Source organism: Streptomyces sp. NPDC001393 (assembly GCF_053597455.1).
Genome location: NZ_JBSFIH010000069.1, coordinates 1 through 21,873, shown reverse-complemented (window position 1 = coordinate 21,873; position 21,873 = coordinate 1). Strand labels below are relative to the sequence as shown.

General features: G+C 70.1%; 18 protein-coding genes and 1 pseudogene. 7 read left to right on the top strand and 12 right to left on the bottom strand.

Features of this window, described 5'->3' with window-relative positions; translation table 11 throughout:
* Nucleotides 1–10: 10 nt before the first annotated feature.
* Nucleotides 11–2,524 carry a DEAD/DEAH box helicase gene (locus ACWC2T_RS40490; protein ID WP_450675303.1) on the bottom strand — a complete coding sequence of 838 codons (2,514 nt, stop codon included), beginning with the start codon at nt 2,522–2,524 and terminating at the stop codon, nt 11–13.
* Between the two features lie 145 nt (nt 2,525–2,669).
* Here ACWC2T_RS40490 and ACWC2T_RS40485 point away from each other — a divergent pair, with 145 nt between their 5' ends.
* Nucleotides 2,670–3,464 (top strand): metal-dependent hydrolase, encoded by a 795-nt coding sequence (locus ACWC2T_RS40485; protein ID WP_450675302.1) that lies wholly within the window; start codon nt 2,670–2,672, stop codon nt 3,462–3,464.
* A 35-nt stretch (nt 3,465–3,499) separates the two neighbouring features.
* Here ACWC2T_RS40485 and rpmE read toward each other — a convergent pair.
* The 4 genes and pseudogenes from rpmE to ACWC2T_RS40465 form a co-directional block, all read right to left on the bottom strand.
* Nucleotides 3,500–3,688 (bottom strand): annotated as a pseudogene (rpmE, locus tag ACWC2T_RS40480) (50S ribosomal protein L31); the annotation flags it as partial.
* A 27-nt stretch (nt 3,689–3,715) separates the two neighbouring features.
* On the bottom strand, nt 3,716–4,183 hold the full coding sequence (locus ACWC2T_RS40475; protein WP_450675301.1) for a DUF5709 domain-containing protein: 468 nt from the start codon (nt 4,181–4,183) through the stop codon (nt 3,716–3,718).
* Between the two features lie 552 nt (nt 4,184–4,735).
* Entirely contained in the window at nt 4,736–6,517 is a 1,782-nt protein-coding gene (locus ACWC2T_RS40470) for an ABC transporter ATP-binding protein (protein WP_450675300.1), read from the bottom strand.
* Entirely contained in the window at nt 6,514–8,319 is a 1,806-nt protein-coding gene (locus tag ACWC2T_RS40465) for an ABC transporter ATP-binding protein (protein ID WP_450675299.1), read from the bottom strand. Before ACWC2T_RS40465 ends, ACWC2T_RS40470 begins: the two co-directional genes overlap by 4 nt.
* A 621-nt stretch (nt 8,320–8,940) precedes the next feature.
* Between ACWC2T_RS40465 and ACWC2T_RS40460 the strand changes: the two genes are divergently transcribed.
* Nucleotides 8,941–10,551: a peptide-N4-asparagine amidase gene (locus ACWC2T_RS40460; protein ID WP_450675298.1), complete on the top strand. Its 1,611-nt coding sequence runs from the start codon at nt 8,941–8,943 to the stop codon at nt 10,549–10,551.
* 121 nt (nt 10,552–10,672) lie between these two features.
* Here ACWC2T_RS40460 and ACWC2T_RS40455 read toward each other — a convergent pair whose 3' ends face one another.
* Nucleotides 10,673–11,122, bottom strand: a complete 450-nt coding sequence (locus tag ACWC2T_RS40455) for a MarR family winged helix-turn-helix transcriptional regulator (RefSeq protein WP_450675297.1) — start codon at nt 11,120–11,122, stop codon at nt 10,673–10,675.
* Nucleotides 11,123–11,236: 114 nt separating this feature from the next.
* Here ACWC2T_RS40455 and ACWC2T_RS40450 point away from each other — a divergent pair, with 114 nt between their 5' ends.
* Nucleotides 11,237–13,045 (top strand): ABC transporter ATP-binding protein, encoded by a 1,809-nt coding sequence (locus tag ACWC2T_RS40450; protein ID WP_450675296.1) that lies wholly within the window; start codon nt 11,237–11,239, stop codon nt 13,043–13,045.
* A gap of 111 nt (nt 13,046–13,156) precedes the next feature.
* Complete coding sequence (gene mltG / locus ACWC2T_RS40445) at nt 13,157–14,047, top strand: endolytic transglycosylase MltG (RefSeq protein WP_450675295.1); 891 nt, start codon at nt 13,157–13,159, stop codon at nt 14,045–14,047.
* A 12-nt stretch (nt 14,048–14,059) separates the two neighbouring features.
* On the opposite strand, the gene ACWC2T_RS40440 is transcribed toward mltG, so the two are convergent.
* The 5 genes from ACWC2T_RS40440 to ACWC2T_RS40420 all read right to left on the bottom strand — a co-directional run bounded on the left by ACWC2T_RS40440 (nt 14,060) and on the right by ACWC2T_RS40420 (nt 18,320).
* The gene (locus ACWC2T_RS40440) at nt 14,060–15,394 is read right to left on the bottom strand and encodes an LLM class flavin-dependent oxidoreductase (RefSeq protein ID WP_450675294.1); all 1,335 of its coding nucleotides are present in this window, start codon (nt 15,392–15,394) and stop codon (nt 14,060–14,062) included.
* Between the two features lie 24 nt (nt 15,395–15,418).
* Entirely contained in the window at nt 15,419–16,432 is a 1,014-nt protein-coding gene (locus ACWC2T_RS40435) for an ABC transporter substrate-binding protein (protein ID WP_450675316.1), read from the bottom strand.
* A gap of 36 nt (nt 16,433–16,468) precedes the next feature.
* On the bottom strand, nt 16,469–17,215 hold the full coding sequence (locus ACWC2T_RS40430; protein WP_450675293.1) for an ABC transporter ATP-binding protein: 747 nt from the start codon (nt 17,213–17,215) through the stop codon (nt 16,469–16,471).
* A complete protein-coding gene (locus tag ACWC2T_RS40425; RefSeq protein ID WP_450675292.1) occupies nt 17,188–18,090 on the bottom strand; it encodes an ABC transporter permease in 903 nt (300 codons plus the stop codon). The genes ACWC2T_RS40430 and ACWC2T_RS40425 overlap by 28 nt, the downstream gene beginning before the upstream one ends.
* 146 nt (nt 18,091–18,236) lie before the next feature.
* Nucleotides 18,237–18,320 carry a putative leader peptide gene (locus tag ACWC2T_RS40420; RefSeq protein ID WP_360147178.1) on the bottom strand — a complete coding sequence of 28 codons (84 nt, stop codon included), beginning with the start codon at nt 18,318–18,320 and terminating at the stop codon, nt 18,237–18,239.
* A gap of 122 nt (nt 18,321–18,442) precedes the next feature.
* Here ACWC2T_RS40420 and ACWC2T_RS40415 point away from each other — a divergent pair, with 122 nt between their 5' ends.
* The gene (locus ACWC2T_RS40415) at nt 18,443–18,865 is read left to right on the top strand and encodes a secondary thiamine-phosphate synthase enzyme YjbQ (protein WP_450675291.1); all 423 of its coding nucleotides are present in this window, start codon (nt 18,443–18,445) and stop codon (nt 18,863–18,865) included.
* Nucleotides 18,866–19,072: 207 nt separating this feature from the next.
* On the opposite strand, the gene ACWC2T_RS40410 is transcribed toward ACWC2T_RS40415, so the two are convergent.
* Nucleotides 19,073–19,564, bottom strand: coding sequence for an N-acetyltransferase family protein (locus ACWC2T_RS40410; RefSeq protein ID WP_450675290.1), 492 nt, complete (start codon nt 19,562–19,564; stop codon nt 19,073–19,075).
* A 580-nt stretch (nt 19,565–20,144) separates the two neighbouring features.
* Between ACWC2T_RS40410 and ACWC2T_RS40405 the strand changes: the two genes are divergently transcribed.
* Complete coding sequence (locus ACWC2T_RS40405) at nt 20,145–21,038, top strand: hypothetical protein (protein ID WP_450675289.1); 894 nt, start codon at nt 20,145–20,147, stop codon at nt 21,036–21,038.
* Nucleotides 21,039–21,040: 2 nt separating this feature from the next.
* On the top strand, nt 21,041–21,781 hold the full coding sequence (locus tag ACWC2T_RS40400) for an aminotransferase class I/II-fold pyridoxal phosphate-dependent enzyme (RefSeq protein WP_450675288.1): 741 nt from the start codon (nt 21,041–21,043) through the stop codon (nt 21,779–21,781).
* Nucleotides 21,782–21,873 lie beyond the last annotated feature (92 nt).

The following is a 21,873-nucleotide window of genomic DNA, read 5'->3' as shown; positions in this document are numbered from 1 at the left end:
CGCGAACGGCTCACAACTGGCCGACCTCGGTGACGCGGACGACGGCACGGCCCTCGGCGTCCGAGGCCGCGAGGTCGACCTGCGCACTGATGCCCCAGTCGTGGTCGCCGTTCGGGTCGTCGAAGATCTGGCGGACCCGCCAGAGGCCGTTCTCCGGCTCCTCGTTGATGACGAGCAGCTTGGGGCCGCGGGCGTCGGGACCGGTGCCGAGGTCCTCGTACTCGTCCCAGTACTTGTCCATCGCCTCGCCCCAGGCGTCGGCGTCCCAGCCGGACTCGCCGTCCATCTCGCCCAGCTCCTCGACCTGGTCGAGGGCGGCCAGCTCCACGCGGCGGAACAGGGCGTTGCGGACCAGGACCCGGAAGGCGCGCGCGTTGGTGGTGATCGGCTTGACCTCGTCGGCCTTCTCCTGCGCCTCCTCGGCGGTCATCTCCTCCGGGTTCGCCAGCTGCTCCCACTCGTCCAGCAGGCTGGAGTCCACCTGCCGCACCATCTCGCCGAGCCACTCGATCAGATCCTGCAGGTCCTCGGACTTGAGGTCGTCCGGGATGTTGTGGTCGAGGGCCTTGTAGGCGCTGGCCAGGTAGCGCAGCACGATGCCCTCGGTGCGGGCCAGCTCGTAGAAGGACACCAACTCGGTGAAGGACAGCGCCCGTTCGTACATGTCCCGGATGACCGACTTCGGCGACAGCGGGTGGTCGCCGACCCAGGGGTGGCTCTTGCGGTAGGTGTTGTACGCGTGGAAGAGGAGCTCCTCCAGCGGCTTCGGGTACGTGATGTCCTGGAGGCGCTCCATGCGCTCCTCGTACTCGACGCCGTCGGCCTTCATCGCGGCAACGGCCTCGCCGCGCGCCTTGTTCTGCTGGGCGACGAGGATCTGCCGCGGGTCGTCCAGGGTGGACTCGACGACGGAGACCATGTCGAGGGCGTAGGACGGCGACTCGGGGTCGAGGAGTTCGAACGCGGCGAGGGCGAACGTGGACAGCGGCTGGTTGAGCGCGAAGTCCTGCTGCAGGTCGACGGTGAGCCGGACGATACGGCCCTCGGCGTCGTGCTTGTCGAGCTTCTCCACGATCCCGCCGTCGAGGAGCGACCGGTAGATCGCGATGGCCCGGCGGATGTGCCTGAGCTGCTGCCGGCGCGGCTCGTGGTTGTCCTCCAGCAGGTGGCGCATCGCCTCGAACGCGTTGCCCGGGCGGGCGATCACCGACAGCAGCATCGTGTGCGTCACCCGGAAACGCGAGGTCAGCGGCTCCGGGTCCGATTCGATCAGCTTCTGGAAGGTGTTCTCCGTCCAGCCGACAAAACCCTCCGGCGCCTTCTTGCGGACGACCTTGCGCCGCTTCTTCGGGTCGTCGCCCGCCTTCGCCAGCGCCTTCTCGTTCTCGATGACGTGCTCCGGCGCCTGTGTCACGACGAGCCCCGCCGTGTCGAACCCGGCCCGGCCGGCCCGGCCCGCGATCTGGTGGAACTCCCGGGCCCGCAGGGTGCGCACGCGGCTGCCGTCGTACTTGGTCAGGGCCGTGAACAGCACCGTGCGGATGGGTACGTTGACGCCCACGCCGAGCGTGTCGGTGCCGCAGATGACCTTCAGAAGGCCCGCCTGGGCGAGCTTCTCGACCAGGCGCCGGTACTTGGGCAGCATGCCGGCGTGGTGGACTCCGATGCCGTGCCGGACGTACCGGGAGAGGTTCCGGCCGAACTTGGTGGTGAAGCGGAAGTTGCCGATCAGCTCGGCGATCTGGTCCTTCTCCTCGCGCGAGCACATGTTGATGCTCATCAGCGCCTGCGCCCGCTCCACGGCCTGCGCCTGCGTGAAGTGCACGATGTACACCGGGGCCTGCTTGGTCTCCAGCAGGTCGGTGAGCGTCTCGGTGAGCGGGGTGAGCTTGTACTCGTAGGAGAGCGGCACCGGGCGGGTCGCCGAACGGACCACCGACGTGGGGCGGCCGGTGCGACGGGTGAGGTCCTTCTCGAAGAAGGACACATCACCCAAAGTCGCCGACATCAGGATGAACTGCGCCTGGGGGAGCTCCAGCAGCGGAATCTGCCAGGCCCACCCTCGGTCGCCCTCGGCGTAGAAGTGGAACTCGTCCATCACGACCTGGCCGACATCCGCGTCCTTGCCGTCGCGCAGGGCGATCGACGCCAGCACCTCGGCGGTGCAGCAGATCACGGGGGCGTCGGCGTTCACGGACGCGTCGCCGGTGAGCATGCCGACGTTCTCGGTGCCGAACAGCTTGCACAGCTCGAAGAACTTCTCCGATACCAGGGCCTTGATCGGGGCCGTGTAGAAGGTGACCTCGTTCCGGGCGAGCGCGGCGAAGTGCGCTCCCGCGGCGATCATGCTCTTGCCCGAGCCGGTGGGTGTCGAGACGATCACGTTCGCCCCGGAGACCACCTCGATCAGCGCCTCCTCCTGGTGGGGGTAGAGGGTGAGGCCGCGCTCCTGCGCCCACGACTCGAAGGCTTCGTACAGGGCGTCGGGGTCGGCGGTCGGCGGCAGCTGATCGATGAGGGTCACGCACCCATCTTGCCTGGACTCGCAGCCGAGAGGGGAATCGGCTGTGGGCGCGAAGATCATGGCCGCTACGCTGTGTCGCCGACGGGACGTCAGCGCACCAGGTCAACTGGACAGCGGCACACGAGGAATGGGGCGGGAAGCGGCCATGATGGGACCAGCACACTCACTGTCGGGGGCCGCGGCCTGGCTCGGCGTCGGAGCGGCAGCCGCCGCGGCCGGGCATCCGATGCCCTGGCCGGTCCTCCTCTGTGGCGCCCTGATCTGTGCCGGCGCCGCGCTCGCCCCGGACCTCGACCACAAGGCGGCGACGATCTCGCGCTCCTTCGGGCCGATCTCCCACTGGATCTGCGAGATCGTGGACAAGCTGTCCTGGGCTGTCTACAAGGCGACGCGCATGAAGGGCGACCCGCGGCGCAATGGCGGGCACCGCACGCTGACACACACCTGGGTCTGGGCGGTCCTGATCGGCGCCGGCTGCTCGGCCGTGGCCATCTCGGGGGGCCGCTGGGCGGTGCTGGCGATCCTCTTCGTGCACATGGTGCTGGCGATCGAGGGCCTGCTGTGGCGGGCGGCCCGGGGCTCCAGCGCCGATGTCCTGGTCTGGCTGCTGGCGGCGACCAGTGCATGGATCCTCGCGGGGATCCTGGACAAGCCGGGCAACGGCTCCGACTGGCTGTTCACGGCACCGGGCCAGCAGTACCTGTGGCTGGGGCTGCCGGTCGTGCTGGGTGCGCTGGTGCACGACATCGGGGACGCACTGACAGTGTCCGGCTGCCCGATCCTGTGGCCGATCCCGGTGGGCCGCAAGCGCTGGTACCCCGTGGGGCCGCCGAAGGCCCTGCGGTTCCGGGCCGGGAGCTGGGTGGAGCTGAAGGTCCTGATGCCCGTGTTCATGCTGCTCGGCGGCGTGGGCTGCGCCGCGGCCCTCAACGTGATCTGAGGGACCCGGCCCGGATCGGCCGGCTGAGCGGTGGCTCAGGCGGTCTCGCCGGCCCCCGCCAAGCCGTACCGGCGCTCGAAGCGGGCGACACGCCCCTCGGCGTCGACCGTGCGGGCCTCGCCCGTGCAGAAGGGGTGGCTCTCCGAGGAGATCTCCACATCGATCACCGGGTGGGTCCGGCCGTCGTCCCACTCGATGGTCTGCTCGCTCCGCGCGGCCGGGCGGGGCGCGGACCGGCGGGGGCCCGAGGGTCAGCCGGGCAGGGAATCCTCGTCGACGATGTGCATCGCGGCCTCCTCGGCGGAGGCGGCCGCGCCGTCGATGCCGACGTCGGTGGCGACCAGGGCGGCCTCCTCGTCCTCGTGTGCTCCCTCGTCCGGGGCCACCAGCCGGCCGGAGCGCAGGTTGCCGACCTCGTTGTCGAGGAGTTCCCCGTCGGAGTCGTGGTCACCGATGTCATCGCCGTCGCGGGCCACGAGGTCGGGCTGCTCCTCGGCGAGCCGCTGGTCCAGGGTCTCGCCCGCCTGGCGTTCGGCCGCCGTCACCCCGATGTGCTCCACCGCCCAGGGTCGTTCGGGAGGGGACCAGCCACGGTCGAGCGGGTCGGCGACGCCGTCGAAGTCCAGTGTGTCCTCGACGTCGAGCACCCCCGAATCCTCCCGGATCTCCGAGGGATCGGGCTGGTAGACGTCGTCCCCCCAGCCGTCGGCGCTGTCCACGAGTACCTCCAGGTGGTGAGGACGGCCATGTGCCACCACAACGGGCGGCGGGCCGTCGGCACGCATGGCACGAGGACGAGGCTCACACGCCGCGAACCGGGTGGTTCGGGGGCGTTCCCCGCACCGGTGCCGTTCTCCAGACTTCCACCCCTGCTCGGGACCGCGCAACGGCACGGGTGCCGGTCCGTGCCCGCATCCGGTACCGGCACCGGCCACACCCCCACTGCGCGCCCGCCGGTCATGGCCCGGCTGCTGCCGGAAGTAATGGAAGTGCTGGAAGTACTGGAAGTATCGGAAGTGACTGAAGTATCCCGAGGTGCGGGTGTGAACCTGGCCGCGTGACACGCCGGGGCCCAGGGCCGATGGCAAACCTCGTCGCCCCCCGCCCGCTCGCGGCGGACCGGCAGTCCCAAGAACCGGCAGTCTGGGCCACGGCGCCCGGTGGCACGCCCCCGGTCCCTGCCGGCAGGGCCGCCGCGATCGCGGGAAGCGGCCTTGCCGGCAGGCACTGCGCCGCCGCACCGGCCGCACGCCCGCACGCTCGCAGGGTCCTCACCCGTGCCAGGACCGCCACAGCGCCGCGTAGGCGCCGTCCGCCGCGACCAGCTCGTCATGGCTGCCCAGCTCGCTGATGCGGCCGTCCTCCACGACGGCGATCACATCCGCGTCATGGGCGGTGTGCAGACGGTGGGCGATGGCGACCACGGTGCGGCCGTCCAGCACCCGGGCCAGGGAGCGTTCCAGATGCCGGGCCGCGCGTGGGTCCAGCAGCGAGGTCGCCTCGTCCAGGACCAGCGTGTGCGGATCGGCGAGCACCAGCCGGGCCAGGGCGATCTGCTGGGCCTGCGCCGGGGTCAGGGCCAGGCCGCCGGAGCCGACCTCGGTGTCCAGGCCGTCGCCCAGTGCGCGCGCCCAGCCGTCCGCGTCGACCGCGCCCAGCGCCGCCCACAGCTCGGCATCCGTGGCATCGGTGCGGGCCAGCAGGAGGTTGTCGCGCAGGGAGCCGACGAAGACGTGGTGCTCCTGGTTGACCAGGGCGACATGCGACCGGACACGCTCCGCCGGCATCCGGGACAGCTCCGCACCGCCCAGGGTGATCCGGCCGTCGCGGGGCGCGTAGATCCCGGCGAGCAGCCTGCCCAGGGTGGACTTGCCCGCGCCCGACGGGCCCACCAGGGCCAGCCGGGTGCCCGCGGTGACCTCCAGGGACACCTTGCGCAGCACGTCGACGCCCTCGCGGTAGCCGAAGTGGACCCGGTCGGCGTGCACGTCCCGCCCGTCCGGCGCCAGCGAGGTGTCCCCGGCGTCCGGCTCGATGTCCCGCACACCGACCAGACGGGCCAGCGACACCTGGGCGACCTGCACCTCGTCGTACCACCTGAGGATCAGATTCACCGGGTCGACGAGCATCTGCGCGACGAGGGCGCCCGTGGTCAGCTGCCCCACCCCGATCCAGCCGTTCAGGACGAACACGCCGCCGACCATCAGCGCCGAGCCGAGCACGATCACGTGCACGGCGTTGATGACCGGGAACAGCACGGACCGCAACCACAGCGTGTACCGCTCCCAGGACGTCCACTCCTTGATCCGCCGCTCCGACAGGGCGACGCGGCGCGCGCCGAGCCGGTGCGCCTCGATGGTGTGACCCGCGTCCACCGTCTCGGCGAGCGCGGCGGCGACGGCGGCGTACCCGGCGGCCTCGGAGCGGTAGCCGGAGGGTGCCCGCTTGAAGTACCAGCGGCACCCGGCCACCAGCACCGGCACGGCGAGCAGTATGGCGGCCGCGAGCGGCGGGGCCGTCACGACGAGCCCGCCGAGCAGCAGCAGGGCCCACACGACTCCGATCGCCAGCTGCGGCACGGCCTCGCGCATCGCGTTGGCGAGCCGGTCGATGTCGGTGGTGATGTGGGAGAGCAGGTCGCCCGTCCCCGCCCGTTCCAGTACGCCCGGCGGCAGCCCGACCGACCGGACGAGGAAGTCCTCGCGCAGGTCGGCCAGCATCCGCTCGCCGAGCATCGCGCCCCGCAGCCGCACCTGCCGGGTGAACCCCGCCTGCACGGCCAGCGCGAGCACGAACAGCCCGGCGATCAGGCCCAGATGAAGCTCCCGCGTCCGGTCGGACACCCGCTCGACCAGGTCGCCGAGCAGGTAAGGACCCACCATGGAGGCGATCACGGCCACCGTGTTCACGCCGATGAGCAGCAGGAACGCCCGACGGTGCCGGCGGAACAACTCGGCGACGTAGCCGCGCACGGTCGCGGTCGCGCCGACGGGCAGGGTGGTGGCGGTCGTCGGGGCCGCCGGGTCGTGCGCCGGTGGCGCAACGCCGATCATGCGCTCTCCTCGATCTCTTCCAGCTTCGGGCGCGCGCCCACCAGGGCGTCCTGGTCGGCCGCGGCCCGTTCGTCGTCCGTCTCCCGGGTGACCACGGCCCGGTATCGGGGCTCGCTCTCCACCAGTTCGCGGTGGACGCCGACCGCCACGGCCGCGCCCTCGTGGACCAGGACGACCCGGTCCGCGCGGTCGAGCAGCAGTGGCGAGGAGGTGAACACCACGGTGGTGCGTCCCGAGCGCAGCCGGCGCACTCCATCCGCGATCCGCGCCTCGGTGTGCGAGTCGACCGCGGAGGTCGGCTCGTCCAGCACCAGTACCTCCGGGTCGGTGATCAGCGACCGGGCCAGGGCGAGCCGCTGGCGCTGGCCGCCGGACAGGGACCGTCCGCGCTCGGTGATGCGGGAGTCCATCGGGTCGGCGGCGTCCAGGGATCCCTGGACGAGCGCGTCCAGGACGTCGTCGCACTGCGCCGCGGCCAGCGCGTCCGCGGGGGGCACGCCTCCCGAGGCCGGTACCTCGAGCAACTCGCGCAGCGTGCCGGAGAGCAGCACCGGGTCCTTGTCCTGGACGAGTACGGCGGTACGCGCGCTGTCCAGGGGCAGGTCGTCCAGGGCGACCCCGCCGAGCAGCACCGAGCGGCCCGGCACGGTCGGGTGGCCGCCCAGCCGCTCCGCGAGTCTGCCCGCCGCGTCCGGATCGCCGCAGACCACGGCGGTGAGCCGGCCGGCGGGAGCGAGCAGACCGGTCGCGGGGTCGTACAGGTCTCCGCCCGGCACCTCCGCCTCGAGGGTGCCCTCGGTGGCCGTGGGCCGCTCCAGGGACAGCACGCGGGCCGCCCGTTTCGCCGAGGGCCGGGAGAAGGAATAGGCCATCGCGATCTCTTCGAAATGGCGAAGCGGATAATTCAGCACCATCACCGCGCTGTAGACGGTGACGAGTTCGCCGACGGTGATCCGGCCCTGGCGGGCCAGGTGGATGCCGTGCCAGACGACGGCGATCAGCAGCAGTCCGGGCAGCAGCACCTGGATGGCCGAGATGAGTGACCACATCCGGGCGCTGCGCACCGCGGCGTGCCGTACCTCCTGCGAGGCGCGGCGGTAGCGGTCGAGGAACAGCTCCTCGCCGCCGATGCCGCGCAGCACCCGCAGCCCGGCGACCGTGTCCGAGGCCAGCTCGGTGGCCCGGCCCGCCTTCTCGCGCTGCACATCGGCGCGGCGCGTCGCCCGGGGCAGCAGCGGCAGCACCGCGAGTGCCACGATCGGCAGTCCGACGGCGACGACGACGCCCAGGGCGGGCTGGTAGACGAGGAGGCCGACGCAGACCACGACGACGGTCAGCGCGGCCGCGGTGAACCGGGAGACCGCCTCGACGAACCAGCCGATCTTCTCGACGTCGCCGGTGGAGACCGCCACCACCTCGCCGGCGGCGACCCGCCGGGTCAGGGCGGAGCCCAACTGGGCCGCCTTGCGCGCCAGCAGTTGCTGGACACGGGCGGCGGCCGTGATCCAGTTGGTGACGGCGGCCCGGTGCAGGAAGGTGTCGCCGAGGGCGATGCCCGTGCCGCACAGCAGCATCAGACCACCCGTCAGGGCGAGCCGGCTGCCGGAGCGGTCGACGACCGCCTGGACGGCGAGGCCGACGCAGAAGGGCAGGGCAGAGACGGAGACGAAGTGCAGCAGGCCCCAGGCGAGCGACTTCAGCTGGCCGCCCAGCTGGTGACGCCCGAGCCACCACAGGAATCGGGGACCCGAACGGGTGTCGGGGGCGCCCGGATCGGAGTACGGAAGGTCTTGGATCTGCATGACGTCCCAGTGGCTCGTGTCAGGAGGGAAGGGATGACCAGGGGCTGGGGTGAAGTGGGGAGGGGATGGGGCGAAATGGGGAGGCGGCGCAAAGCGGTGACAAGCCGTGAAAGGTTCGCGTCACCGCGTGGTGAATTTCAAACGGTTTTCCCGACGGAGCGCAGAAATCCACCGGCTTCCGGCCACTGGCCGCCGGGCCCGGCGCCGGTCGGGACACCGCCGTCGACTCTCGCCGGGCAGGCGGGCGGCTCCCGCGGTCTGTCCGGGCCGCGCCCGACCCCACGCGTCCCCAGGGTGACGACAAGGGCGGCGGTATCTGGCTGCATCTCGACCACGGCGTGATGGTGATGGGCGAGCGGCCGGAACCGAGCGCCCGACCCGGTCGGCCCGGAGCCTGCGCGGGACGGCCGGCGTGCCCGTGCCTGGGCAGGCGCTCGCCCGCGCTCTCCGCTCCGCTGGAGCGGGCGGGGCCCCGGCCCGCCCCCGTGCCGCCGCTGCAGGGTGGGCGCCCGCCCCGCCGTGCCGGAAAAGGCCGAGGGCAGTCGCGCCCTCGACGCGATCGCGCCGTACTCCTCGAGGCGTCATTGCGGCCCCGCCCCGACTGGCCGTAGAACACCGGCCATGAGAAGACGGATAGTCATGTCCATGCTTGCCGGAGCGACCCTCCTGGCGAGTGCCTTCTTCGGCACCGGAGCTGCAGCGGCCCAAGCGGCCGACGTCCCGGCCGAGTTCGGTACCGACTGGCACGACCCGGTCACCGCGGCACCCCCCGTCGAGCGGCCGCACACCAAGTCGTGCCAGGTCACCCTCGCCGACGCCCAGTTCCGCGACTTCACGCCGTACCGGGGCACGTACACCCCGCCCCAGGGCTGCGGCGACCACTGGAGCAAGGTCGTCCTGCGGCTCGACGGCAAGGTGAAGGGCCGTCAGTACGACCGCCTCGGCTATCTGCACGTCGGCGGGGTCGAGATCCTGCGCACCTCCACCCCGGAGCCCTCGCCCGACGGCATCGCATGGCACGTCGAGAAGGACGTCACCCGATACAGCGACACCTTCCGCAGTCCGCAGGACGTCGAGATGCTCATCGGCAACGTCGTCGACGACACCTACACCGGCGTCATCGACGTACACGTCACCCTGACCTTCTATGCGGGCCGTCCCGCGCAGCGGACCCCCGACCGCGTGCTCACCCTCGCCGACACGCCCGACGGCACGACACTCACCACCCCGCGCAACAGCGAGCGGATCGTCGCCGAGGTCTACGCGACCGGTTCGGGCGGTGGCTGCGAGGAGTTCTGGTACCTGACCGTGGCCGACCCGGCGTCGTACTCCTGCAAGGCCGATCACGGCCCCTACCGCGAGGTGCAGGTCAAGGTCGACGGCCAACTCGCCGGAATCGCCGCGCCGTTCCCGAACGTCTGGACGGGCGGCTGGTCCAACCCCTTCCTCTGGTACGTCATTCCGGCGCCGGGCGCCTTCGACGTCCGGCCGATCGAATACGACCTCACACCCTTCGCGGGCCTGCTCAACGACGGGCGGCCGCACCGCGTCGAGGTCTCCGTCGTCGGCGTGCCCGCGGGCCAGTCGGGCTGGAGCACACCGGTGAACGTCCTGGTCTGGCAGGACGCGCACCGCGCCCACGTCATGGGGGCGCTCACCGGGAACAAGGCCACGGACATCGCCAACTCCTCCACCTACACGCCGGGTTCGGAGAACCGCGTGAACACCGACGCCGGACACCGCCTCACCGTGTCCGGATACCTCGACACCTCGCACGGCCGCGTGACCACCACCGTCACCCGGACGCTCGCCAACACCTCCGACCACCGCTGGACCGACGGCGAGAACACGGACGGACTGGACGCGACCTGGTCCGACGACCAGACGGTCACCGTTGGCGGAGACGGTCCGGCGCGGACGACGCACACCGACCGGACGTACACCATGAACGGCTCCACGACCATCGGCACGGACGACCGGCTACGCACCGTGCTGACGCTCGGCGACCGCGCGTCGGTCGTGGACCTGCGGGACGGCCGGCGCACCACGTGGTCACGGCTCGACGACACCTACACCGGCGACGCTGCGTACACGATCAACGTCCCGCGCGACCAGCGGCACGCGGTCGGCACATCGAGCGAGCGCTATCGGCTGTACGGCTCCGACGGCTGCTACGACCGTTCGCTGACCACGGTTCAGGGGGTGCTGACGGAGGATCGCTACGGCTGCTGAGGTGACCGGCGGTCGGCCCACCTGCGGTGGGCTCCTTGCCTGTCAGCCCTTTGCCGGCGGGCCGTGCACCGAGGGTGGTGTGCGGCCCGCCGTGCTGTGCACCGAGCCCGGTGCGCAGGGGTCAGCAGCGCTGGCCGCCGTCCCCCTCGATGAGCGTGTCCAGCAGCACGCCGAGCACCTGGCGTTCCTTCTCGGTCAGCGGAGCGAGGATCTCCTCGGCCGCCGAGCGTCGTGCGCCGCGCAGCTGGCGCAGCGTCGTGCGCCCCTCGTCCGTCAGCTCGATCCGGGTCACTCGCCGGTTCGCCGGATCGGCCACCCGCCGGACCTTCCCGCTCGCCTCCAGCCCGTCGACCAGCGTCGTCACCGCGCGCGGCACCACCTCCAGGCGCTCGGCGAGATCGGCCATGCGCGGCGGCGAGGGGTAGTGCGCGAGGGTGCGCAGCAGTCGGGACTGGGCCGGGGTGACGCCCAGGTCGTGCCGTTCCAGATGGCGTTTCTGGATGCGGTGCACCCGGCGGGTCAGCCGCAGCAACTGCTCGGCGAGCAGGCCGTCGGGATCTGGGGTGGTCATGCGGGAACAATATCAGGATGCCGTTCATTGTGAGTATAGGTAACAATGAGCTACGATCCGTTCGTCATCGTCGGTCGATCCCCGGCCGGCGCCCGTTCACCTCCGTAGGAGCCCATGCATCCCGACCGAGAACCCTCCTGGACCCCGCCTGCCGACGCCAAGGAACAACCCCGGCAGGTGCGCCGCATCCTGAAGCTCTTCCGTCCCTATCGCGGGCGGCTCGCGACCGTCGGCCTGCTGGTCGGCGCCTCCTCGCTGGTCTCGGTGGCCACGCCGTTCCTGCTCAAGGAGACCCTGGACGTCGCGATCCCGCAGGGCCGCACCGGCTTGCTCAGCCTGCTCGCGCTCGGCATGATCCTCAGTGCCGTCCTCTCCAGCGTCTTCGGCGTGCTCCAGACGCTGATCTCGACCACCGTCGGCCAGCGCGTCATGCACGACCTGCGCACCGCCGTCTACGGCCGTCTGCAGCGCATGTCGCTCGCCTTCTTCACGCGCACGCGCACCGGCGAGGTGCAGTCCCGGATCGCCAACGACATCGGCGGCATGCAGGCCACCGTCACCTCGACCGCGACCTCCCTGGTCTCCAACGCCACCAGCGTCGTCGCCACGATCATCGCGATGGTCGCCCTCGACTGGCGGCTCACGATCGTCTCGCTGATCCTGCTGCCGGTGTTCGTGTGGATCAGCCGCCGCGTCGGTAACGAACGCAAGAAGATCACCACACAGCGGCAGAAGCAGATGGCCGCGATGGCGGCCACCGTCACCGAGTCGCTCTCGGTCAGCGGCATCCTGCTCGGTCGCACCATGGGCCGCTCCGACTCGCTCACCGCGTCCTTCGCCGAGGAGTCCGAGCGCCTGGTCGACCTGGAAGTGAAGTCGAACATGGCCGGGCGCTGGCGCATGGCCGTGATCACGATCGTCATGGCCGCGATGCCGGCCGTCATCTACTGGACGGCAGGCCTGGCCCTGCAGTTCGGCGGCCCCAAGGTCTCGCTCGGCACGATCGTCGCCTTCGTCTCGCTCCAGCAGGGACTGTTCCGGCCCGCCGTGAGCCTGCTCGCCACCGGCGTCCAGATCCAGACCTCTCTCGCCCTCTTCCAGCGCATCTTCGAGTATCTCGACCTGCCCATCGACATCACCGAGCGCGAGCGGCCCGTCCACCTCGACGAGGTCAAGGGCGAAGTCCGCTTCGAGGGCGTCGAGTTCCGCTACGAGAACGACGACCGGACCCGCCCCGTCCTCGACGGCATCGACGTCACCGTGCCCGCGGGCGGCAGCCTCGCCGTCGTCGGCCCCACCGGCGCCGGCAAGTCCACGCTCGGCTATCTGGTGCCCCGCCTCTACGACGTCACCGGCGGCCGCGTCACCATCGACGGCGTCGACGTCCGGGACCTCGACTTCGACACCCTCGCCCGCGCGGTCGGTGTCGTCTCGCAGGAGACGTACCTCTTCCACGCCTCGGTCGCCGACAACCTCCGCTTCGCCAAGCCGGACGCCACGGACGAGGAACTGCGGGCGGCTGCCAGGGCGGCGCAGATACACGACCACATAGCCGCGCTGCCCGACGGATACGACACGGTCGTCGGCGAACGCGGCCACCGCTTCTCCGGCGGTGAGAAGCAGCGCCTCGCGATCGCCCGCACCATCCTGCGCGATCCGCCGGTCCTCATCCTCGACGAGGCGACCAGCGCGCTCGACACCCGTACGGAGGCGGCGGTCCAGGACGCGATCGACGCCCTGTCGGCCGACCGGACGACGATCACCATCGCCCACCGGCTGTCCACGATCCGCGGCGCCGACCAGATCGTCGTCCTCGACTCCGGACGGGTCGCCGAACGCGGCAGCCACGAGGAACTGCTGGAACTGGACGGGCGGTACGCCGCACTGGTGCGGCGGGACGCGCAGCTCGAACCGACAAGCTGAACGCGGCCTTGACCGGCGGCTCGAACGCGGCCGTGACCGATGCGCTGACGCTGCGGCCGACGAACTGAACATATGCCAGGTTTGCGACGATATGCGTATTACCGTTCCCGCATGCAGACGAACATTCCGCCACGGAGCACGCTTCGACTGACACGCCGGGGCAGACTCGGCCTCGTCGTGGCCGGCGCCGTCGTGGCCGGTACCGCCGTGGCGGTGCCGCTGCTGACCCCCGACAGCGGGCCCGAGCCGACACCGGCCGCCGCCCTGGTCGTCCCCGAGGGCTGGCGCGCGAGCCAGGTGTACGACGCGATCGACAGGGCTCTTCGACTGCCTGGCGGAAGCACCGGCAAGTCCGTGGCGAATGCCGGTCTGAAGCTGCCGCGCGACGCCGCGGGCAACCCGGAGGGCTACCTCTTCCCGGCGACGTATCCCCTCCACGAGGGAGCGACGCCCGAGTCCCTCCTGCGCTTCATGGTCGACACCGCGGACAGCAGGTTCAACGCGGCGCCCATCGCCGCCGGGGCGCAGCGCGACGCGATGAACCCGTACCAGACGGTCACCATCGCCAGCATCGTCCAGGCCGAGGCCGCGACCAGGGCGGACATGGGCAAGGTCGCCCGGGTCGTCTTCAACCGGCTGGAGCGAGGGATGCCGCTCCAGATGGACTCGACGATCAACTACGCGCTGAACCGCAACACCGTCCACACGGGCCGGATCGAGACGCGCATCGAGAGTCCCTACAACTCCTACCAGCGCATGGGCCTGCCGCCCACACCGATCGACAATCCCGGCGAGGATGCGATGCATGCCGCGCTCAATCCGACGCCGGGCGACTGGCTGTACTTCGTCACCGTCAAGCCCGGGGACACCCGCTTCACCTCCGACTACGCGACGCACATGCGCAACGTGGCGGAGTTCAACTCCCTCCACCAGGGCACGGCTCGGGCGCAGAGCCCGAGCCACGGCCAGGGTCCGGGCACCCCGCGGTCCCAGGCTCGCTGAGCCGGCGGGAGGTCACGCGGCGAGCGGCCGAGCCTCGGCCAGCAGCCGCCTGATGTCCCGGACGGCCGCGCGGCCCGCCCGGTTCGCGCCGATGGTGCTGGCCGACGGGCCGTAGCCGACCAGATGGACGCGTGGGTCGGCCACCGCCCGGGTGCCCTCGACCCGGATCCCGCCGCCCGGCTCGCGCAGCCGCAGCGGACGGAGATGGTCCAGCGCGGCGCGGAACCCGGTCGCCCAGAGGATCACATCGGCGGTGACGTGCCGTCCGCCGTCCCACTCCACGCCGTCCGGGGTGATCCGGTCGAACATCGGCTGCCGGTCCAGGATCCCGTCCGCGAGCCCCTGCCGGACGGCGTCGTTGAGAGGCAGCCCGGTGACCGAGACCACACTGCGCGGGGGCAGTCCCTGACGCACCCGCTCCTCCACCAGCGCGACGGCCGCCCTGCCCGCCTCCTGATCGAACGGCCCCTCGCGGAACACCGGAGGCCGCCGGGTGACCCAGGTGGTCGCGGCCGCGTACGGGGCCAGCTCCAGCAGGTGCTGGGTGCCCGAGGCGCCGCCGCCCACCACCACGACGCGCTGTCCGGCGAACTCCTCAGGGCCGGCGTACTGCGCGGTGTGCAACTGCCGCCCGTGGAAGGTCTCCTGACCTGGATAGCGCGGCCAGAACGGCCGGTCCCACGTGCCGGTCGCATTGATCAGGGCGCGCGTCGACCAGATGCCGGCCGAGGTCTCCACGAGCAGCCGCCCGCCGTCTCCTTCCCGTACCGCCCGTACGTCGACGGGCCGTCGCACGCGCAGGCCGAAGGTCCGCTCGTACCGGGCGAAGTACTCACCGATCACCTCTGCCGAGGGCCGGCCGGGATCGGCGTCGGTCAGCTCCATGCCGGGCAGCGCGTGCATCCCGTGCACCTTGCCGTACGTCAGCGAGGGCCACCGGTACTGCCAGGCACCGCCCGGCGCGGGGGAGTGGTCTAGGACCACGACGTCGCGGTCCGGCTCGAAACCGGTGCGCCGCAGGTGATAGGCGCTGGACAGCCCGGCCTGACCAGCGCCGATGACGACGACCTCGACCTCACGCGATTCGTTCACGCTTCTACTAACCGGGATCCGGCTGCGGATCTTCCCAGCCGCCGCCGAGGAGCCCCCGAAGAACAGCTGCGGCACCGGGTCCGGCGGCAACGCGGTCAGTCCGCCCTCGACCCGGTAGTGGGCTCCGTCGAAGTCGTACGGCTCCCCGCGCCACACCCCGCGTACGACGGAGAGGACCTCGTCGGTGCGCCGTAGGCGTGCCGGTCCACGAGGGTGCGCCCGTCGCCACCGGTCGGCAGGAACCAGTGCAGTCATACGGTCATGCCGGAGCCTCGTTCCTCAGTCCTTGGCCGGGGTTGTCGACGGCGGCAGGCCGCCGTTGAACCGCGTGTCCACGAAGTCGCCGAAGTCCACCTTCTTCGGGATGAGCTTCAGCCCGGCGAAGGTGTCGACGATCTGCTGCTCGGATGCGACGAGCGGTTTGTCGACGGCGACTGCGACACGGGTGGAGTTGGTCCGCTTCACCGAGGCCAGTGCCACGTCGTACGGCAGTCCGGTGTCCTTCGCCCACACCTTGGCCCAGTCCTGCTGGTGGTCGTGGACCCAGGCCGTCGCCCGCCGCAGCCGGGCCAGGTAGTCCTTGATGACGGCGGCCTTCTTCGGGTCCTTGAGGGCGGCGGGCGCGGCCACCTGGAAGGTGAGCCCGTTGGTGACGCCCTCACCGGTGGTCAGCACCCGGCCCTGCTTGGCCTGGAGGATCTGGGAGGTGTAGGGATCCCACACCGCCCACGCGTCGACCTTGCCGGAGGTGAACGCGGCGAGCGCGTCGGCCGGCTGAAGGTACTTGACGTGGACGTCGGACAGGCTCAGTCCGGCTGCCTTCAGGGAGGCGACCAGCTGGTAGTGGGCCGACGACCCCTGGGCCACGGCCACGGACCTGCCCTTGAGCTGGTCCGGCCTGGTCAGCTCGGAGTTGCCGGGCACGAGGATGGCGTCGCCCTTGGAGGTGCCGTGCCAGGCCGCCGCGACGGAGATCTTCGAGCCGGCGCCGGCCGCGAAGACGGGTGGGGTGTTGCCTACGCCTCCGATGTCGACGGCCCCGGCGTTGACGGCCTCCAGCAGCGGCGGGCCGGAGGTGAACGTCGACCACTTGATCTTGTAGTCCAGGTTCTTCAGCTCACCGGCGGCGCGCAGAATCGCCTCTGAACCACCCTTCTGATCACCGACGTTCAGCGTGACGGAGCCCCTTCCGTCGGTGTGGGCGCCCGTGCCGGCGGACGCGTTCCCGCCGCAGGCGGTGAGCAGGAGCGCGAAGGGCAGGAGCAGGGCGGCGGGGACGAGGCGTCGTCGCATGACGGTTCCGTTCATGTGCAGGAGCTTTCAGGGGATTCAGGCGGCTTCGGCGGCGGTGCTGACGCCGAGCCGTGCCAGCAGGCCGGCCCGGAGCCCGGCGAAGCGGGGGTCGGTGATCTCGCGCGGCCGGTCGAGGTCGATGCGCTGCTCGTGGGCGATCCGGCCGCCGTCCATGACCAGGACGCGGTCGGCCAGCAGTACGGCCTCCTCGACGTCGTGTGTGACCAGCAGCACGGCACAGCCACGGCGCTGCCACAACTCCCCGACCAGACGCTGGGCCTTGATCCGGGTCAGCGCGTCCAGAGCGCCGAACGGCTCGTCGAGCAGCAGCAGATCGGGTTCGCGCACCAGGGCGCGGGCGAGGGCGGCACGCTGCGCCTCGCCTCCGGAGAGGGTCTTCGGCCAGGCGTCGGTCCGGTGGCCGAGGCCGACCTCCTCCAACGCCCGCTCGGCCACGGCGCGTCCGGGCTTGCCGGGCAGGCCGAGCAGGACGTTGCGCCACACCCTCTTCCAGGGCATGAGCCGGGGCGCCTGGAAGGCGACGGCCCTGCGGCGTGGGACCAGCGCGGTGCCCTGGATGTCGCGGTCGAGTCCGGCGAGGATGCGCAGCAGCGTCGACTTGCCGCAGCCGCTGCGGCCGAGCAGGGCGACGAACTCGCCGGGAGCGATGTCGAGTCGGAGATCGTCGATGACGGCACGTCCGTCGAAGGAGCGGATCAGCCCCTTGACATGCACGGCCGGGGCCGGCTCGGCCGTCACCGGCCGGTGAACGTCGGTCGCCATTGCAGCAGCAGCCTTTCGAGGGAGCGGACGATGAAGTCGGCGAGCAGACCGAGGAAGGCGTAGACGATCAGGCAGACCACGATCACGTCGGTCTGCAGGAAGTCCCGCGCCTGCACCATCAGGAAGCCGATGCCGGCGTCGGCGTTGACCTGCTCGGCGAAGACCAGCGCGAGCCAGGCGATGCCGAGCGAGTAGCGCAGGCCGGTCAGCGCCCCGGGCAGCGCGCCCGGCAGCACGACGTGCCGCACCAGACCCCACCGGGAGAGCCCCAATGACTCACCGGCCTCGATGAGTTGGGCATCCACCCCGCGGATTCCGGCGTACACGTTCAGATAGAGCGGGAAGGTCACACCGAGCGTGATGATGGCGATCTTCGGGGTCTCGCCGATGCCGAACCAGATGATGAACAGCGGGATGAGACCCACGAACGGCACCGTCCGCAGCATCTGCACCGGCGCGTCCACCAGGTCCTCGCCGATCCGGAACAGCCCCGAGACCAGGGCGAGTCCGGTGCCGATCACGGTCCCGAACAGCAGGCCGAACGCGACGCGCCGGAGCGAGGTCCCCATGGCCGACGGCAGCGAACCGTCACTGACCAGGTCCCAGCCGACCTGAGCGATCCGGCCCGGGGAGGCAAGCACATCGGCCGTCAACACACCTGTGGCGCTGAGGAGTTGCCACAGGGCGAGCAGCAGGACCGGACCCGCCGTGCGGCGCACCCAGCGGGGGACGCGGAGGCGGCGGGAGGAGGCGGGGACGACGGGCTGGAGGTCCGGGCCGGTGCGTTCGGAGTGCGGCGCCTCGGGGTCATGGGACTTGGATATACCGGAAATATCCGGCTCAGGAGAGCTGGGTGGGGCATGGCTGATGCTCATGGACTGCTCCACGGGGGAAAGCGCAGGTGGGGATACGGGGGGCTCGGCTCGCACGCCGACCCGTCACACCGGCCTCAACGGCAGATGATCACAGACAGCGGCGGCGGAGCCGAGGAAGAGAAAGAAACGGGAAAGCGGGAAGGGCGTCAGCGGCCGCTACGACACGCGGCGGAGGCCACCCGCAGCAGGTCGATGTGACCGCGCGTGGTGAGCAGGGCTGAACGCAACATGCGGCAGAACGTAGCCAGATGGCCGCGCCAAGGTCAACGGCGTCTCGTCCAGTGGACCGGCCGTCTTACGACGTGCTCGTGCCACAGGGTGCGAAACCCGGCGTATGGGCCAGGATAGGGGCATGCCAGATGCCTTCACCACCCGCATGCTGCACGTCTCCACCGGCTCCCGGGAGCGCGTCGTCGACCTCACCGCCGACTGTGAGGACTTCCTGCGCGAGGCGGCGGCCGGCCGCGACGGCCTGCTCAGTGTTTTCGTCCCGCACGCGACTGCCGGAATCGCCGTCATCGAGACGGGCGCCGGCAGCGACGAGGACCTCCTCGCCGCCCTGCACACCCTGCTCCCCGCCGACGACCGCTGGCAGCACCGCCACGGCAGCCCCGGCCACGGCCGCGACCACGTCCTCCCGGCGATCGTCCCACCCCACGCGACCCTCCCGGTGATCGGCGGCCGCCTGGAGCTGGGCACCTGGCAGTCGGTCTGCCTGGTCGACACGAACAGGGACAATCCCGATCGTCAGGTTCGACTGAGCTTCCTGGGCTGAGCAAGGCCGTCCTGGTGGCGGCCGCCAACCCCTGCGACGGATGCGGACAGTGCTTGCTCGGCGTGCGACGGCTGTCCCGGCCGCGGCGCCTGATCGCCTCCTGGGTGCCCTACCCGGACAGGGTGCGGCGAGTCGCCAATGACGACGCGGGGTGATGTGGTTACTCGCCGTACCATCAGCGCTGCTCAGAGGCCATAGCCCTGAGCTTCACAGTCCGAGCGTCATGATGAGCCGGTCCTCGCCGGGACCGAAGTAGTCCTTGCGCGGGCCCGCGTCGGACGCGAAACCCAGTGACCGGTACAGGAGGACCGCGCCGTCGTTCCCCGGCTCCACTGTGAGGCGCACCTCGCTCACGCCCTCGGCACGCAGCCGGCGCAGCACCTCCAGCATCAGCCGTCGGCCCAGCCCCTGCCCCCGCTGGCCGAGGGTGACCCCAAGGCTGAGGATCCAGCTCCGGTCTCGGTCCGGTGTGGTGACGTACAGAACATAGCCGTACAGGCTCTCCCCGTCGTCGAGAACGAGTAGGCGGTCTCCGTGCAGATCGAACAGCTGGCGGAGCACGAAATACGGGTATGCGTCCTCCCGGAAGATCTCCCTGTCGGCGCGTGCAAGTTGGGGTAGATCCGCCTCTGTGACTGCTCTTATCGTCAGCGGTCGTCTGTCGCACGAAGGGAGGTGATCCTCTGGAAGAGCAGTCATGCCGCTCCCTGCGGAAAGGAGTCAAGGACTTGCCGCCCACCCGCGCTGCCGACTAGGGCGGGCCCTGCGCCCTGCGGCGTAATTGTACTTGGCGTCAGGGGGAACCATCAGGTTCCGGGGTTGTCGAGCTGGCCGAGTCGGTGATGCACCGCCTCGTCGAGTCACCGCCGAACAGCTGCGGCTCCGGCAAGCCCGTGGCCGGCGGACGCCCACGTCGCGTGGCGCCATGGGCGAGGTCACCGGCTGGCGAGGCCCGCGCGTGCCGCGTGGAACACACGCCAGGTCACCTGGGGGACATGCGGCCCTGGTTCAGCACATCCGAGACCAACTGGCTCTCCAGGCGATTTCCTTGCCGCACGAGGCGCTGGGCACGCGCGGGGGCAGGAAAGAGCACACCCGACGGAGGCCGGTGATCGCGGCCATTTCGATCAACTTCGTTGGCCGTAAGGGCAGTTCCGTCTTCGGGCGTCCGTCTTGACGGCCTACGATTCCCTATAGTTCTCTTGCGGGGCAAGCGAGTTGAAGGAGCGGGGCAGACTCAAGGCGGTGGCTGTGTGCGCTGCTGATGCGAGGGGGGTGCATGGAACAAATGATCCGTGCGTACGGAGTTCCAGGCCGCCTTGCTGAATATCTACCTGACCGCGACGAACCCGTCGAGCGTTGGTTCAACGCACCGAACACTGGAAACGCGCGCGCGATCGCCAGGACCATCATCGACCTCACTCCGGAGTTTCCGGCCGTCGTACTTGATCCGTTCTGTGGCGCGGGCAGCTCCGCTATCGCTGCCCGCCACCTCGGGATTCCCTTTGTCGGCATGGAGATCGACCCGGTCCTTGCCTGTGTCAGCTTGGCCAAGTCCCACTGTGAGCCGGTGCACGGCGCAGGGTTGCACCGGCCTGAACGAAGCGATGACGACCTGCCGCTCCGCTGCTTGCGCGTGGTTCAGGAACTGCAGAGTCTCGATGGCAGTGGACGGCTCAACGAACAACAGATCACAGAGGACTTGGCCCGGGCACCGGCAGCCGTTCCCGGCGGCGCGATGGTGTGCGGTGACTCGACGGTCCCGGCGAACTGGTCGGATCTGAGTATCCCCGACCGTGACGTGGTGGTGTTCACCTCCCCGCCCTTCTACAGCACCTGGTCGCCACCGCATGTTCCCGAGCGTGTGCGCCGGGCAGCGTCTGCGGTTTTCTGTGACACCAAACCAGCCAGGCTCGGCAGACCGGACACCCAACCTCAGCCATCCGGCCAGTACTGCGACCTTGTCATCGGTTCATTACGGGCAATGATGTCCGTCGCCGCCCATGGCATTGCCATCATCGAGCACGAGCCCGGCGACGACAGCACAGGCAAGAGGCTGCAGGTGCTCTCCGATCGTATAAACGAAGAAACGGAAGGAGAAGTTGTCGAGATACTGGCCACCGATGACTTCTCTGGGGCAGGGATCCTCTCCCTAGTGGTCTGTCGGTTCTGAAGATGAGTGAAAGTACTCCGCGCAATCTTACAGAATTCGAGTCACAGGCTCAGGCATCGCGGCTCGACCTCGCTGACGGGCATGCGAATCACAGCCTGTTGCCGGAAACCAGAAGAGTCCTCGAAGACGCCTTCGCGGAGTCGTTCAAGGAATCGCGCCGGGGTCTTGTTCAACGAGTTGAGCATGACTTCTTGGAGGCCCTCGGTCGGCACACCGGCCAGCGATATTCTGCGGCATCATCGCACATAGTCTATTCGGCGTCGGTGGGTGTGGACATCGTAGCCAAACACCTTGCTTCACAACGGCTTCGAACAGGCATGATCACGCCCACCTTCGACAACCTTCCGGCGCTCATGGCCATGAGTGGTGTCGACCTGATCGCCGTTCCCGAGAAGTGGTTGATGCCGGAGCCTGATTTCGACGAGCTGAGTCGGCTGAACCTCGACGCTCTGTTTCTTGTCCTGCCGAACAACCCGACGGGTGCGATGTTGGATGCGAACACCACACGCCGACTTCTCGAATGGGGTGCGGATCACGGTGTTCTGATCACGTTCGACTCGTCATTCCGTCTGCTGGCACCGGGGGCCTGCACGGACCTCATCGCGACAGCCGACGACGTCCGTGCGGACGCCATCACCGTCGACGACACAGGAAAGACCGTGTCGCTTCAGGACACCAAGGCGAGCGTTCTTTCGGTGACCCGCCGCCTACGCGATCCGGTTTCTGAAATAGTCAGCCACTGAGCCTTTTCCAACCTGCTGCTGCAGCCTGGTAGTTGGGCTGACAACATGGTGAAGCCCCTGGTAGATGGGTTTTCGACCAAGAGAACCGTGTC